This is a genomic window from Frateuria sp. GZRR33 (assembly GCF_051900425.1).
Lineage (GTDB): Bacteria > Pseudomonadota > Gammaproteobacteria > Xanthomonadales > Rhodanobacteraceae > Frateuria_A.
Genome location: NZ_JBHZGK010000020.1, coordinates 1 through 15,000, shown reverse-complemented (window position 1 = coordinate 15,000; position 15,000 = coordinate 1). Strand labels below are relative to the sequence as shown.

Annotated in this window: 10 protein-coding genes; all 10 read left to right on the top strand. The window is 64.9% G+C overall.

The annotated features are described in order from the left end of the window. Positions 1-162: 162 nt before the first annotated feature. Positions 163-591: a 50S ribosomal protein L11 gene (gene rplK / locus ACFWZU_RS16120; RefSeq protein WP_019464005.1), complete on the top strand. Its 429-nt coding sequence runs from the start codon at positions 163-165 to the stop codon at positions 589-591. 3 nt (positions 592-594) lie between these two features. Then, positions 595-1,305, top strand: a complete 711-nt coding sequence (rplA, locus tag ACFWZU_RS16115) for a 50S ribosomal protein L1 (RefSeq protein WP_439702536.1) — start codon at positions 595-597, stop codon at positions 1,303-1,305. Between the two features lie 341 nt (positions 1,306-1,646). Further along, the gene (rplJ, locus tag ACFWZU_RS16110) at positions 1,647-2,171 is read left to right on the top strand and encodes a 50S ribosomal protein L10 (protein ID WP_439702535.1); all 525 of its coding nucleotides are present in this window, start codon (positions 1,647-1,649) and stop codon (positions 2,169-2,171) included. Positions 2,172-2,216: 45 nt separating this feature from the next. Continuing rightward, the gene (rplL, locus tag ACFWZU_RS16105; RefSeq protein WP_209620128.1) at positions 2,217-2,588 is read left to right on the top strand and encodes a 50S ribosomal protein L7/L12; all 372 of its coding nucleotides are present in this window, start codon (positions 2,217-2,219) and stop codon (positions 2,586-2,588) included. 286 nt (positions 2,589-2,874) lie between these two features. Further along, entirely contained in the window at positions 2,875-7,035 is a 4,161-nt protein-coding gene (rpoB, locus tag ACFWZU_RS16100) for a DNA-directed RNA polymerase subunit beta (RefSeq protein WP_439702534.1), read from the top strand. A gap of 94 nt (positions 7,036-7,129) precedes the next feature. Beyond that, positions 7,130-11,344 (top strand): DNA-directed RNA polymerase subunit beta', encoded by a 4,215-nt coding sequence (gene rpoC / locus ACFWZU_RS16095; RefSeq protein WP_439702533.1) that lies wholly within the window; start codon positions 7,130-7,132, stop codon positions 11,342-11,344. Positions 11,345-11,516: 172 nt separating this feature from the next. Continuing rightward, positions 11,517-11,891 carry a 30S ribosomal protein S12 gene (gene rpsL, locus ACFWZU_RS16090; RefSeq protein WP_209620135.1) on the top strand — a complete coding sequence of 125 codons (375 nt, stop codon included), beginning with the start codon at positions 11,517-11,519 and terminating at the stop codon, positions 11,889-11,891. 158 nt (positions 11,892-12,049) lie between these two features. Continuing rightward, positions 12,050-12,517, top strand: a complete 468-nt coding sequence (rpsG, locus tag ACFWZU_RS16085) for a 30S ribosomal protein S7 (protein ID WP_091340757.1) — start codon at positions 12,050-12,052, stop codon at positions 12,515-12,517. A gap of 134 nt (positions 12,518-12,651) precedes the next feature. Continuing rightward, the gene (fusA, locus tag ACFWZU_RS16080) at positions 12,652-14,769 is read left to right on the top strand and encodes an elongation factor G (protein ID WP_439702532.1); all 2,118 of its coding nucleotides are present in this window, start codon (positions 12,652-12,654) and stop codon (positions 14,767-14,769) included. 105 nt (positions 14,770-14,874) lie between these two features. Next, positions 14,875-15,000: GTP-binding protein (locus tag ACFWZU_RS16075; protein WP_229730253.1), on the top strand; the 126-nt coding region annotated here is incomplete at its 3' end.

The following is a 15,000-nucleotide window of genomic DNA, read 5'->3' as shown; positions in this document are numbered from 1 at the left end:
GCTTAAAACTTGATCACTCCGTAAACTACGCGGTTCCACGCCGAGGTCTTTCGACTCGGCGTGTTCGCTTTTCGACGGCCTGCACGGAAAGCAGGCTCTCCACCGCCTGGATGGCAAGCACGCGAGGAGCCGCAAGGCGCTTGCACTCGCAAGGAAAATCCCATGGCAAAGAAAGTCGTCGGTTACATCAAGCTGCAGGTCAAGGCCGGCCAGGCCAACCCGTCGCCGCCGGTGGGCCCCGCCCTCGGTCAGCGCGGCCTCAACATCATGGAATTCTGCAAGGCCTTCAATGCCGCCACGCAGAAGATGGAGCCGGGCCTGCCGATCCCCGTGATCATCACGGCCTACTCGGACCGCAGCTTCACCTTCATTACCAAGACCCCGCCCGCCACCGTGCTGATCAAGAAGGTCACCGGCGTCGCCAAGGGTTCGTCCAAGCCGAACACCGACAAGGTCGGCAAGATCACCCGCAAGCAGCTCGAAGATGTTGCGAAGCAGAAGGAGCCGGATCTGACGGCTGCCGATCTGGACGCCGCGGTGCGCACCATTGCCGGTAGCGCGCGCAGCATGGGCCTGGTGGTGGAGGGTTAAGACATGGCAAAGATCACCAAGCGTATGAAGGCCGCCCAGGCCGCTGTGCAGCCGGGCAAGGTCTACGGGCTGGAAGACGCCCTGAACATCGTCAAGAACAACGCCAAGGCCAAGTTCGTCGAGTCCGTCGACGTGGCCGTGCGCCTGGGCATCGACGCGAAGAAGTCGGACCAGGGCGTGCGTGGTTCCTCCCTGCTGCCGCACGGCACCGGCAAGACCATCAAGGTCGCCGTGTTCTGCCCGCCGGGCGAGAAGGCCGAGGCCGCCAAGGCCGCCGGTGCCGATGCGGTCGGCATGGATGACCTGGCCGAGCGCATGCAGGGTGGCGACCTCGACTTCGGTCGTGTCATTGCCACGCCGGACGCGATGCGCGTGGTCGGCAAGCTGGGCCAGCTGCTTGGCCCGCGTGGCCTGATGCCGAACCCGAAGGACGGCTCGGTCACCGCCGACGTTGTCACTGCGGTGAAGAACGCCAAGGCCGGTCAGGTGAAGTTCCGCAACGACAAGGCGGGCATCATCCACGCCACCATCGGCAAGGCCAGCTTCGAGGCATCTCAGCTTGCTGACAACCTCAACGCGCTGATCGCCGACCTGCTCAAGGCCAAGCCGGCCGCGGCCAAGGGCCAGTACCTGCAGAAGGTCGCCCTGTCCAGCACGATGGGTGTCGGTGTGCCGGTCGACACTTCGTCGCTGAGCGCCGCCACCGCGAAGTAAGGCAAGTTCAGGTCCTTCGTGCCTGGCATGGGCGCGAAGGCAAGTTTTTGAAGGCAGCCCCGGTCCCGGCCGGGGCAGCCGTCAAAGACCGCAGGCGCGATCGATGCGCGACGACGACGGGCAGGGAGCTCGTTCATGGCAGGGAATCGCCGTCGCCGCTTCACCTCGATCGCTTAATCGGCCGCAAGGCCAGCCGGCGTAGATGGTGCAGCCCTTCTCTGGAATGCATGTTCTGGAAAGGCCACCACCCGGGATGCTCCGCATCCCCGACGTCACGGATGGCGTCGCCCAGGACCGCAAGCGGCAGGAGCCGTGAGCGGAGTTCTAAGTGGAGGAGTGCAATGGCTCTCAATCTGACCCAGAAGCAAGAAGTAGTCGCCGAGCTGGCAGACGTCGCCGCCAAGGCTCACTCCTTGGTCGCCGCCGAGTACGCGGGCACCACGGTCGAACAGATGACCGCGATGCGCAAGAAGGCCCGCGAGTCGGGCGTGTTCCTGAAAGTCGTCAAGAACACGCTGGTCTCGCGCGCCGTGGCCGGTACCGATTTCGAGGTCGTCAAGGACGCCCTGACCGGTCCGCTGCTGTACGCGTTCTCGACCGAGGAACCCGGTGCCGCCGGGCGTCTGATCAAGGAATTCGCCAAGACCAACGACAAGCTCAAGCCGCGGCTCGTCGCGGTGGAAGGCAAGCTGCTGCCCGCCGCGCACGTCGACGTGCTGGCCGCGCTGCCGACCCGCGAACAGGCGCTGGCCATGCTGGCCCGCGTGCTGGCCGAGCCGGCGACGATGTTCGCCCGCGTGGTCAAGGCCGTGGCCGACAAGCAGGGTGGTGGCGAAGTCGCCGCCGAAGCCCCGGCCGAAGCCTGATCCGACGACCCTTTCCAAACGAAAAATTTCCAGAGGTAAAAGCAAATGTCCCTGACCAACGAACAGATCGTTGAAGCCGTCGCCGCCAAGTCGCTGATGGAAGTGATGGACCTGGTGAAGGCCATCGAAGAGAAGTTCGGCGTCACCGCCGCCGCCCCGGTCATGATGGCCGCCGGCCCGGCCGCCGCTGGCCCGGCTGCCGAGGAGCAGACCGAGTTCGACGTGATCCTGAAGTCCGCCGGCGACAAGAAGGTCGACGTGATCAAGGCCGTCCGCGCCATCACCGGCCTGGGCCTGAAGGAAGCGAAGGACCTGACCGAGGCCGGTGGCGTCGTGAAGGAAGCCGCTTCGAAGGAAGACGCTGCCAAGTTCAAGAAGGACCTGGAAGCTGCCGGCGCCACGGTCGAACTGAAGTAATCGGCGCCTTGCGCGCCGTCAGTTTGGCTTAGCGTCAAGCAAGCCTGGGGGCGAAAGCCCCCGGGCTTTGCCCGTTGCAGAGGGAATGTCTGCATGAGCCGCGGTTCATTGCGGTCCCAGGGATCCGGGAAGCAAGAGACAGAAGGCAAGACTGAGAAGCCGACGGCTTTTGACTCCTGCCTTTTGCCGCACGCCGGCGGTTCGTCCCGCCGGAAGCGACAGCCGATTTTTCATCATTAGCCGGTGTGTGCACCACCGGCGCCACTGCGAACCGAGGCGTCACCCCATGACCTACTCGTTTACCGAGAAGAAGCGCATCCGCAAGGATTTCGGCAAGCGCCCGCCCGTGCTGGGCGTGCCCAACCTGCTGACCATCCAGACCGATTCCTACCGTGAGTTCCTGCAGGAGCACGTCGCGCCGAAGAAGCGCGAGGACAAGGGTCTGCACGCCGCGCTGAAGTCGGTGTTCCCGATTGCCAGCTATTCGGGCAACGCCGCCCTCGAGTACGTGGACTACCGCCTGGGCGAGCCGGCGTTCGACGAGCGCGAGTGCCGCAACCGCGGCATGACCTACGGCGCGCCGCTGCGCACCACCGTGCGCCTGGTGATCTACGACAAGGACAGCCCCGCGTCGAAGAAGGCGGTCAAGTACGTCAAGGAGCAGGAGGTCTACATGGGCGAGATCCCGCTCATGACCGAGACCGGCACCTTCATCATCAATGGCACCGAGCGCGTCATCGTCTCGCAGCTGCACCGTTCGCCGGGCGTGTTCTTCGACCACGACCGCGGCAAGACGCACAGCTCGGGCAAGCTGCTGTTCTCCGCCCGCGTGATCCCCTACCGCGGCTCGTGGCTGGACTTCGAGTTCGACCCGAAGGACGCGTTGTTCACCCGTATCGACCGCCGCCGCAAGCTGCCGGTGACCGTGCTGCTGCGCGCGCTCGGTTACAGCAATGAAGAGATGCTGGCCATCTTCTTCGAGCACAACGTGTTCCACCTGGGCAAGAAGGGTGGCACCACGCTGGAACTGGTCGCCGAGCGCCTGCGTGGCGAAACGCTGACCTTCGATCTGATGATCGGCGACAAGGTGCTGGTGGAAGCCGGCAAGCGCATCACCGCGCGCCACGTGCGCCAGCTCGCTGCCGAAAAGATCACCGCGCTCGAAGTGCCGGACGACTATCTGATCGGCCGCATCGTGGCGATCGACGTGGTCGATTCGAAGACGGGTGAACTGCTTGCGTCGGCCAACGACGAGATCACTGCCGAGCAGCTCGAGGCGTTCCGCAAGGCCGGTATCGAGACCGTGCCGACCCTGTACGTCAACGACCTGGATCGCGGCGCGTACATCTCGCACACCCTGCGCATCGACAACACCAAGACGCAGCTCGAGGCGCTGGTGGAGATCTACCGCATGATGCGCCCGGGCGAGCCGCCGACCAAGGACGCCGCGCAGAACCTGTTCTTCAACCTGTTCTTCACTTTCGATCGCTACGACCTGTCGGCGGTCGGCCGCATGAAGTTCAACCGCCGCGTCGGCCGTCAGGAGATCCTGGGCCCGGGCGTGCTGTACGACCACAAGTACTTCGCCGAGCGCAAGGAAGAGGCCGCGCAGACGCTGGTGCAGCAGCTGGGCGACCAGTCCGATGTGCTCGACGTGCTCAAGGTGCTGATCGACATCAAGAACGGCCACGGCACCGTGGACGACATCGACCACCTGGGCAACCGTCGCGTGCGTTCGGTCGGCGAGATGGCCGAGAACACTTTCCGCATCGGTCTGGTGCGCGTCGAGCGCGCCGTGCGCGAGCGCCTGTCGCTGGCCGAGTCCGAGGGCCTGACCCCGCAGGAACTGATCAACGCCAAGCCGGTCGCGGCGGCGGTGAAGGAGTTCTTCGGCTCCTCGCAGCTCTCGCAGTTCATGGACCAGAACAACCCGCTCTCGGAAGTGACCCACAAGCGCCGCGTCTCCGCCCTTGGCCCGGGCGGCCTGACCCGCGAGCGCGCCGGCTTCGAAGTGCGTGACGTGCATCCGACCCACTACGGCCGCGTCTGCACCATCGAGACCCCGGAAGGTCCGAACATCGGCCTGATCAATTCGCTGGCCGTGTACGCCCGCACCAATGCCTACGGCTTCCTCGAGACGCCGTACCGCAAGGTCGCCAATGGCAAGGTCACCGACACCGTCGACTACCTGTCGGCGATCGAGGAAGGCGACCACGTCATCGCGCAGGCGAACTCGCCGCTGGACAAGAATGGCGGCTTCATCGAGGACTTCGTGTCCTGCCGTTTCCGTGGCGAGTCCGAGCTGCGTCCGGCGGCCGAGGTCGACTACATGGACGTCTCGCCGATGCAGACCGTGTCGGTCGCGGCGGCGCTGGTGCCGTTCCTGGAGCACGATGACGCGAACCGCGCGCTGATGGGCGCGAACATGCAGCGCCAGGCCGTGCCGACGCTGCGCTCGCAGACCCCGCTGGTCGGTACCGGCATCGAGCGCGCCGTGGCGCGCGACTCGGGCGTCATCGTGTCCGCCAAGCGCGGCGGCGTGATCGACCAGGTCGACGCCGGCCGTATCGTCGTGCGCGTGAACGAGGAAGAGGTCGGCGACAACGACGCCGGCGTCGACATCTACACGCTGACCAAGTACACCCGCTCCAACCAGAACACCAACCTCAACCAGCGCCCGCTGGTGAACGTCGGTGACATCGTGGCCAAGGGCGATACGCTGGCGGACGGCTCGTCCACCGACCTGGGCGAGCTCGCGCTCGGCCAGAACATGCTGATCGCCTTCATGCCGTGGAACGGCTACAACTTCGAAGACTCGATCCTGCTCTCCGAGCGCGTCGTGCAGGAAGACCGCTACACCTCGATCCACATCGAGGAGCTGTCCTGCATCGCGCGCGACACCAAGCTGGGCGCCGAGGAAATCACCGCCGACATCCCGAACGTGGGTGAGCAGGCGCTCGCGCGTCTGGACGAGAGCGGCATCGTCTACATCGGTGCCGAGGTCAAGGCCGGCGACATCATGGTCGGAAAGGTGACCCCGAAGGGCGAAAGCCAGCTGACTCCCGAAGAGAAGCTGCTGCGCGCGATCTTCGGCGAGAAGGCCTCCGACGTGAAGGACAGCTCGCTGCGCGTGCCGCCGGGCATGGACGGCACCGTCATCGACGTGCAGGTGTTCACCCGCGACGGCATCGAGAAGGACAAGCGCGCCAAGCAGATCGAGGAAATGGAGATCAAGCGGATCCGCAAGGATTTCGACGATCAGTTCCGCATCCTCGAAGGCGCGATCTACAACCGCATGCGCGCCCAGCTGGTCGGCCAGTCCGCGATGAGCGGCCCCGGTGGCCTCAAGCGTGGCACGGAGATCACTGACACCTACCTGGACGGCCTGAAAAAGGACGACTGGTTCAAGATCAACGTCAAGGACGAGTCCGTCACCGAGTTCCTTGAGCGCGCGGCCGACCAGGTCAAGCGCCACAAGGAGGAGTTCGACCGTCGCTTCAAGGAAAAGCAGGGCAAGATCACCCAGGGTGACGACCTCGCCCCGGGCGTGCTCAAGATGGTCAAGGTGTTCCTGGCCGTGAAGCGCCGCATCCAGCCGGGCGACAAGATGGCTGGCCGCCACGGCAACAAGGGCGTGGTGTCCAACGTGGTGCCGGTCGAGGACATGCCGTTCATGGCCAACGGCGAGCCGGTCGACATCGTGCTCAACCCGCTGGGCGTGCCTTCGCGCATGAACATCGGCCAGGTGCTGGAAATGCACTTGGGCTGGGCCGCCAAGGGTCTGGGTCGCAAGATCCAGCGCATGCTCGAGGCGCAGGACAAGGTGACCAAGGTCCGCGAGTTCCTCGACCAGATCTACAACACCCACGCCGCCGGCGCGGTGCAGCACGTGGACCTGAAGACGCTGTCCGACCAGGAGATCCTGACCCTGGCGAACAACTTGCAGGAAGGCGTGCCGATGGCCACGCCGGTGTTCGACGGCGCCGAGGAGACCGAGATCAAGGCGATGCTCAAGCTGGCGGATCTGCCTGAGTCTGGCCAGACCACGCTGTTCGACGGCCGCACCGGCGAGGCGTTCGACCGCCCGGTGACCGTGGGCTACATGCATTACCTGAAGCTCAATCACCTGGTCGACGACAAGATGCACGCGCGTTCCACCGGCCCGTACTCGCTGGTCACCCAGCAGCCGCTGGGCGGCAAGGCGCAGTTCGGCGGCCAGCGCTTCGGCGAAATGGAAGTCTGGGCGCTGGAAGCCTACGGCGCGGCCTACACCCTGCAGGAAATGCTGACGGTGAAGTCCGACGACGTGCAGGGCCGCAACCAGATGTACAAGAACATCGTCGACGGCAACCACGAGATGGCGGCCGGCATGCCGGAATCCTTCAACGTGCTGGTGAAGGAAATCCGCTCGCTGGGAATCGACATCGACCTGGAAGAGGTGAAGTGACCGTCGCGGCCCGGCGCCAGGCGCCGGGCCGCAGACCAGCCTCAGCTTGCATCACGGACCTCTACCGAAGAATTTGCTCCGACCGGAGACACCCATGAAAGACCTGCTCAACCTTTTCAACCAGCAGCGCACCACGCCCGACTTCGACGCGATCAAGATCGCGCTGGCGTCGCCCGAGCTGATCCGCTCGTGGTCCTACGGCGAGGTGAAGAAGCCCGAGACGATCAACTACCGCACGTTCAAGCCGGAGCGTGACGGCCTGTTCTGCGCCGCCATCTTCGGCCCGGTGAAGGACTACGAGTGCCTGTGCGGCAAGTACAAGCGCATGAAGCACCGCGGCGTGGTCTGCGAAAAGTGCGGCACGGAAGTGACCCTGGCCAAGGTGCGCCGCGAGCGCATGGGCCACATCGAGCTGGCCAGCCCCACCGCACACATCTGGTTCCTCAAGTCGCTGCCTTCGCGCATCGGCCTGATGCTGGACATGACCCTGCGCGACATCGAGCGCATCCTGTATTTCGAGGCCTACGTGGTCATCGATGCAGGCCTGACCGCGCTGGAGAAGGGCCAGCTGCTCAGCGAGGACCAGTACCTCGAAGCCACTGAGGAACACGGCGACGAATTCGATGCCCGCATGGGCGCCGAGGCAGTGTATGAGCTGCTGAAGTCGATCGACCTGCAGGGCGAAGTCATCCGCCTGAAGGAAGAGATCGCTTCCACCAATTCCGAAACCAAGCTCAAGCGGCTCACCAAGCGCGTCAAGCTGATCGAGGCCTTCCTGGAATCGGGCAACAAGCCCGAGTGGATGGTCATGACCGTGCTGCCGGTGCTGCCGCCGGACCTGCGTCCGCTGGTGCCGCTGGACGGCGGCCGCTTTGCGACCTCCGACCTCAACGATCTGTACCGCCGCGTCATCAACCGCAACAACCGCCTGAAGCGCCTGCTCGAACTCAACGCGCCCGACATCATCGTGCGCAACGAGAAGCGCATGCTGCAGGAGTCGGTCGACGCGCTGCTGGACAACGGCCGTCGTGGCCGTGCCATCACCGGCACCAACAAGCGTGCGCTGAAGTCGCTCGCGGACATGATCAAGGGCAAGCAGGGCCGGTTCCGCCAGAACCTGCTCGGCAAGCGCGTGGACTACTCCGGCCGCTCGGTGATCGTGGTCGGCCCGACGCTGCGCCTGCACCAGTGCGGCCTGCCCAAGAAGATGGCGCTGGAGCTGTTCAAGCCGTTCATCTTCGCCAAGCTGCAGGCGCGCGGCGAGGCCACCACCATCAAGGCGGCCAAGAAGCTGGTCGAGCGCGAAGAGCCGATGGTGTGGGACATCCTCGAAGAGGTGATCCGCGAGCACCCGGTGCTGCTCAACCGCGCGCCGACGCTGCACCGTCTGGGCATCCAGGCGTTCGAGCCGAAGCTGATCGAAGGCAAGGCGATCCAGCTGCATCCGCTGGTCTGTACCGCCTTCAACGCCGACTTCGACGGCGACCAGATGGCCGTGCACGTGCCGCTCTCGATCGAGGCGCAGCTGGAAGCGCGCGCCCTGATGATGGCGACCAACAACATCCTGTCGCCGGCCAACGGCGAGCCGATCATCGTGCCGACCCAGGACGTGGTGCTGGGCCTGTACTACATGACCCGCGAGCTGGTGAACGCCAAGGGCACCGGCATGGTGTTCTCGGGCATCTCCGAGGTCCGTCGCGCCTATGACAACCGCGCCGTGCAGCTGCACGCCAAGGTCAAGGTGCGCCTGAAGCAGGTCACGATCGCCGACGACGGCGAGCGCACCAGCAAGGTGGCGCTGGTCGACACCACCGTGGGTCGCGCGCTTTTGGCCGAGATCATGCCCGAGGGGCTGCCCTTCGAGCTGGCGAACACGGAGCTCACCAAGAAGAACATCTCGCGCCTGATCAACGCCTGCTACCGCCGCCTGGGCCTGAAGGAGACGGTGATCTTCGCGGACCAGCTGATGTACACCGGCTTCCGCTTCGCCACCCGCGCGGGCATCTCGATCGGCATCGATGACATGATCATCCCCGACGAGAAGAAGCCGATCCTGGAAGAGGCCGAGAAGGAAGTGGTCGAGATCCAGGAGCAGTACCAGTCGGGCCTGGTCACCGCCGGCGAGCGCTACAACAAGGTGGTCGACATCTGGTCGCGCACCAACGAGCTGGTCGCCAAGGCGATGATCGACGGCATCGGTACCGAGAAGGTGACCGACGCCGAGGGCAAGACGGTCAACCAGAAGTCGATGAACTCGCTGTACATCATGGCCGACTCCGGCGCGCGCGGTAGCGTGGCGCAGATCCGCCAGCTGGCCGGCATGCGCGGCCTGATGGCGCGTCCGGACGGCTCGATCATCGAGACCCCGATCAAGGCCAACTTCCGCGAAGGCCTGAACGTGCTGCAGTACTTCAACTCGACCCACGGTGCCCGTAAGGGCCTGGCGGATACGGCGCTGAAGACCGCCAACTCCGGTTACCTGACCCGCCGTCTGGTCGACGTCGCGCAGGACGTGGTCGTCACCGAGCACGATTGCGGCACCGAGGACGGCGTGCTGATGCAGCCGATCGTCGAAGGCGGCGACGTCGTCGAGCCGTTGCGCGAGCGCGTGCTCGGCCGCGTGGTGGTCGAGGATGTGTACGGCCCGGGCAACGACGACGATGCGATCGTCACCCGCGACACGTTGCTGGACGAAGCGCTGGTCGAGAAGCTGGACAAGGCTGGCGTGCAGTCGATCAAGGTCCGCTCGCCGATCACCTGCGAGGCCAGCCACGGCGTGTGCGCGCTGTGCTACGGCCGCGACCTGGCCCGTGGCCACCTGGTCAACATGGGCGAGGCCGTGGGCGTGGTTGCCGCGCAGTCGATCGGCGAACCCGGTACCCAGCTGACCATGCGTACCTTCCACATCGGTGGTGCGGCTTCCCGTGCCGCCGCGGTGGACAACGTCTCGGTCAAGACCACCGGCACGCTGAAGTTCAACAACCTCAAGACCGTGCAGCACGCGCAGGGCCACCTGGTGGCGGTGTCGCGTTCGGGCGAGGTTTCGGTCATCGACGCCAACGGCCGCGAGCGCGAGCGCTACAAGGTGCCTTACGGCGCGACCATCGCGGTCAAGGATGGCGATGCGGTCAAGGCTGGCCAGACCGTAGCCAACTGGGATCCGCACACCCATCCGATCGTCTCGGAAGTGGCCGGTACCGTGCGCTTCATCGACTTCATCGATGGCGTCACCGTGCAGAGCCAGACCGACGAACTGACCGGCCTGGAGTCGGCGGTGGTGACCGATCCGAAGCGTCGCGGTACCGCGGCCAAGGATCTGCGCCCGATCGTGCGTCTGGAAGACGCCAAGGGCCGCGAGCTCAAGCTGCCGGGCACCGACGTGCCGGCGCAGTACATGCTGCCGGCCGGTGCGATCGTGTCGATCCAGAACGGCGTGGAAGTGGGCGTGGGCGACGTGGTGGCCCGTATCCCGCAGGAAACCTCCAAGACCCGCGACATCACCGGCGGTCTGCCGCGCGTGGCCGACCTGTTCGAGGCACGCAAGCCGAAGGAGCCGGCGATCCTGGCCGAGCGCTCCGGCGTGGTCAGCTTCGGCAAGGACACCAAGGGCAAGCAGCGCCTGATCATCAAGGACGCCGACGGCAACGAGCACGAGGAGCTGATTCCCAAGTGGCGTCAGGTCATCGTGTTCGAAGGCGAGCACGTGGAGAAGGGCGAGACCGTCGTCGACGGCGAGCCCAATCCGCATGACATCCTGCGCCTGCTGGGCGTCGAGCCGCTGGCCGCGTACCTGGTCAAGGAGATCCAGGACGTCTATCGCCTGCAGGGCGTGAAGATCAACGACAAGCACATCGAAGCGATCATTCGCCAGATGCTGCGCAAGGTCGAGATCACCGAGCCGGGCGAGAGCCACTACCTGCGCGGCGAGCAGGTCGAGCGCGTGCGGATCAACGAGGAGAACGATCGCGCGGTCAGCCGTGGCGAGCGTCCGGCCGAGTACCAGTCGGTGCTGCTGGGCATCACCAAGGCGTCGCTGGCGACCGAGTCGTTCATCTCGGCCGCTTCCTTCCAGGAGACCACCCGCGTCCTTACCGAGGCGGCGGTCCGCGGCACCCGCGATACCTTGCGGGGCCTCAAGGAAAATGTTATTGTCGGCCGTCTGATTCCGGCAGGTACGGGTCTGGCGTACCACGCGCAGCGTCGTCGCCAGGGCGGGTTGACCGCCTCGGAACTGGAAACCCTTTCCGGTTCCTCCTCCGCAATGAGTTTCGCGGAAGCCACTGCCGGTAGCGATGATGGTGCCGAGTAAGCCCTGGGGGCTTGCTCGCTGACATACGAAATGAGGTGCACGGATGCACCTCGTGTTCGGGTCACGGAGGACAGGGCGTTGCCTTGCCTGGTGCAAGGCGCCCATGTTAAATTCCCGCTTCTTGGCAGACCGAGTTTCGGTCTGCCTTTATGTTTCTCAGGAAAAGCTTCGCATGACGACAGTCAACCAGTTGGTGCGCAAGAACCGCAGCCCGAAGACCTACAAGAGCGCTTCGCCGGCCCTGCAGAGCAGCCCGCAGCGCCGTGGCGTCTGCACGCGCGTGTACACGACCACCCCCAAGAAGCCGAACTCGGCGTTGCGCAAGGTCGCCAAGGTGCGCCTGACCAACGGTTACGAGGTCATCAGCTACATCGGCGGTGAAGGCCACAACCTGCAGGAGCACTCGGTCGTGTTGATCCGCGGCGGCCGTGTGAAGGACCTGCCGGGCGTGCGCTACCACACCGTGCGCGGCAGCCTCGACTGCGCCGGCGTGACCAAGCGTCGCCAGGCCCGTTCCAAGTACGGCGCCAAGCGCCCGAAGAAGTAATCGCCTGCCGGCCCTGGTCCGGCGGCCACATCGAAGTTGCGGCCATGGACGGTTGCTTTGAGGCGGACCGGACGCTGCAAAGGTAACGAACAGATGCGGCCACGATGGCCGCTTTCGCGCGGACAGGATTGCCCGCAAATAAACAACGGACTCCAAACATGTCGCGTAAAGGTTCCCATCCCGCCCGCCTGGTCCTGCCGGACCCCAAGCACGGCAGCCAGCTGATCGCCCGCTTCATCAACATGGTGATGAAGAGCGGAAAGAAGTCGGTCGCCGAAAGCATCGTCTATGGCGCGCTGACCCATCTGGGTGAAAAGAACGCCGAGCCGGTGGCTCTGGTCGAGAAGGCGCTGGGCAACGTTGCTCCGGCGGTCGAGGTGAAGTCCCGCCGCGTCGGCGGCGCCACCTACCAGGTGCCGGTCGAAGTGCGCCCGGGCCGCCGCATGGCGCTGGCGATGCGCTGGGTGATCGATGCCGCCCGCAAGCGTGGCGAGACCTCGATGCCGCGCAAGCTGGCCGCCGAGCTGCTGGAAGCCTCGGAGAACCGCGGCGGCGCGATCAAGAAGCGCGAAGAGACCCACCGCATGGCCGAGGCCAACAAGGCCTTCTCGCACTACCGCTGGTAAGCGGTATGCCTTGCCGCCGCCTGCGGTGGCGGCAAGGAGTCAATCCGCCACTTGCGGCGGATTTCTCATTGAAACCGTGGCCCGGACGGCCGCGACGAATCGAGGGCAGGGTTGCCCTGTACAGGTAAACATCCATGGCACGCACCACTCCCATCGAGCGCTACCGCAACTTCGGCATCATGGCCCACATCGATGCCGGCAAGACCACGACCACGGAGCGCATCCTGTTCTACACCGGCGTCAGTCACAAGATTGGCGAGGTGCATGACGGTGCGGCCACCATGGACTGGATGGAGCAGGAGCAGGAGCGCGGCATCACCATCACCTCCGCGGCCACCACGGCGTTCTGGAAGGGCATGGACCGCTCGCTGCCCGAGCACCGCTTCAACATCATCGATACCCCCGGGCACGTCGACTTCACCATCGAAGTCGAGCGTTCGCTGCGCGTGCTCGACGGCGCGGTGTTCGTGCTGTGCGCGGTCGGTGGCGTGCAGCCGCAGTCCGAAACCGTGTGGCGCCAGGCCAACAAGTACAAGGTGCCGCGCCTTGCGTTCGTCAACAAGATGGACCGCACTGGCGCCAACTTCTACAAGGTCGTCGACCAGCTGAAGGCGCGCCTGGGTGCGAACCCGGTGCCGATGCAGGTGCCGATCGGCGCCGAGGACAATTTCGATGGCGTGGTCGACCTGCTCAAGATGAAGGCGATCATCTGGGACATGGAGTCCCAGGGCATGAAGTTCGAGTACCAGGACATCCCGGCCAACCTCGCGGACAAGGCCGCCGAGGCGCGCAGCTACATGGTCGAATCGGCCGCCGAGGCGTCCGAGGAACTGATGAACAAGTACCTCGAGGGCGGTGAGCTTTCCGAGGCGGAGATCATCGAGGGCCTGCGCCAGCGCACGCTGTCGAGCGAGATCATCCCGGTGTACTGCGGTACGGCGTTCAAGAACAAGGGCGTCCAGGCGATGCTCGACGCGGTGGTCAACCTGCTGCCGTCGCCGGCCGATCGTCCGCCGGTGACCGGTGTGGACGACGACGACAACGAGGCCAGCCGCAAGGCGGACGACAATGCCCCGTTCTCGGCGCTCGCGTTCAAGATCATGACCGATCCGTTCGTCGGCTCGCTGACGTTCTTCCGTGTCTACTCGGGCACGCTGAACGCTGGCGACCAGGTCTACAACCCGGTCAAGTCGAAGAAGGAGCGCATCGGCCGCATCCTGCAGATGCACGCGAACGAGCGCCAGGAACTGAAGGAAGTCCGCGCGGGCGACATCGCCGCCGCGGTCGGCCTGAAGGACGTGACGACCGGCGACACGCTGTGCTCGCAGGACCACATCATCACCCTGGAGCGGATGACGTTCCCGGAGCCGGTGATCTCGATGGCGGTCGAGCCGAAGACCAAGTCCGACCAGGAAAAGATGGGCATCGCCCTCGGTCGCCTGGCTGCGGAGGATCCGTCCTTCCGCGTGCGTACGGACGAAGAGTCGGGCCAGACGATCATCTCGGGCATGGGCGAGCTCCACCTGGACATCCTGGTGGACCGCATGAAGCGCGAGTTCAACGTCGAGGCCAACGTCGGCAAGCCGCAGGTTGCCTACCGCGAGACCATTCGCGCGTCGGACGTCAAGTCGGACTACAAGCACGCCAAGCAGTCGGGCGGCAAGGGCCAGTACGGTCACGTGGTGATCGAGCTGTCGCCGATGACCGAGGAAGAGCGCAAGAGCCCGGAGGTCAAGGACGATTTCCTGTTCGTCAACGAGATCACCGGTGGCGTGATTCCGAAGGAGTTCATCCCGTCGGTCGAGAAGGGTCTGCGCGAGACCATCACCAGTGGCCCGCTGGCCGGCTTCCCGGTCGTCGGTGTCAAGGTCAAGCTGGTCTTCGGCTCGTACCACGACGTCGACTCCTCGGAAATGGCGTTCAAGCTGGCCGCGTCGATGGCCTTCAAGCAGGGCTTCGCGAAGGCGAACCCGGTCCTGCTCGAGCCGGTGATGAAGGTCGAGGTGGTCACGCCCGAGGAATACGTCGGTGACGTGATGGGCGACCTGAGCCGTCGTCGCGGCTTGCTGCAGGGCCAGGACGACACGCCGTCGGGCAAGACCATCAACGCGATGGTGCCGCTGGGCGAGATGTTCGGTTATGCGACCACCATCCGCTCGCTGACCCAGGGCCGCGCCACGTTCACGATGGAGTTCGACCACTACGCAGAGGCGCCGAACAACATCGCCGAACAGGTCATCAAGAAGGCCTGAGTTTTCTAGCTTTACTTAATTAGTGCGATCGATCCCTGGTCGCGAAAAACAAAAGCGGCCTTTCCGGCCGCACTAATTAACCAGCTCTTTTCAGAGGTTGAAGTCATGGCAAAGGGTAAGTTCGAACGCACCAAGCCGCACGTGAACGTCGGCACGATCGGCCACGTGGACCACGGCAAGACGACGCTGACGGCGGCGCTGACCAAGGTCGGAGCCGAGCGCTTCGGTGGC

What these genes read in the sequence shown, in the direction of transcription:
- fusA (WP_439702532.1), top strand. Translation starts at nt 12,652, where the DNA reads ATGGCACGCACCACTCCCATCGAGCGCTACCGCAACTTCGGCATCATG.
- rpoB (WP_439702534.1), top strand. Translation starts at nt 2,875, where the DNA reads ATGACCTACTCGTTTACCGAGAAGAAGCGCATCCGCAAGGATTTCGGC.
- rplA (WP_439702536.1), top strand. Translation starts at nt 595, where the DNA reads ATGGCAAAGATCACCAAGCGTATGAAGGCCGCCCAGGCCGCTGTGCAG.
- rplJ (WP_439702535.1), top strand. Translation starts at nt 1,647, where the DNA reads ATGGCTCTCAATCTGACCCAGAAGCAAGAAGTAGTCGCCGAGCTGGCA.
- rpsG (WP_091340757.1), top strand. Translation starts at nt 12,050, where the DNA reads ATGTCGCGTAAAGGTTCCCATCCCGCCCGCCTGGTCCTGCCGGACCCC.
- rplL (WP_209620128.1), top strand. Translation starts at nt 2,217, where the DNA reads ATGTCCCTGACCAACGAACAGATCGTTGAAGCCGTCGCCGCCAAGTCG.
- rpoC (WP_439702533.1), top strand. Translation starts at nt 7,130, where the DNA reads ATGAAAGACCTGCTCAACCTTTTCAACCAGCAGCGCACCACGCCCGAC.
- rpsL (WP_209620135.1), top strand. Translation starts at nt 11,517, where the DNA reads ATGACGACAGTCAACCAGTTGGTGCGCAAGAACCGCAGCCCGAAGACC.
- rplK (WP_019464005.1), top strand. Translation starts at nt 163, where the DNA reads ATGGCAAAGAAAGTCGTCGGTTACATCAAGCTGCAGGTCAAGGCCGGC.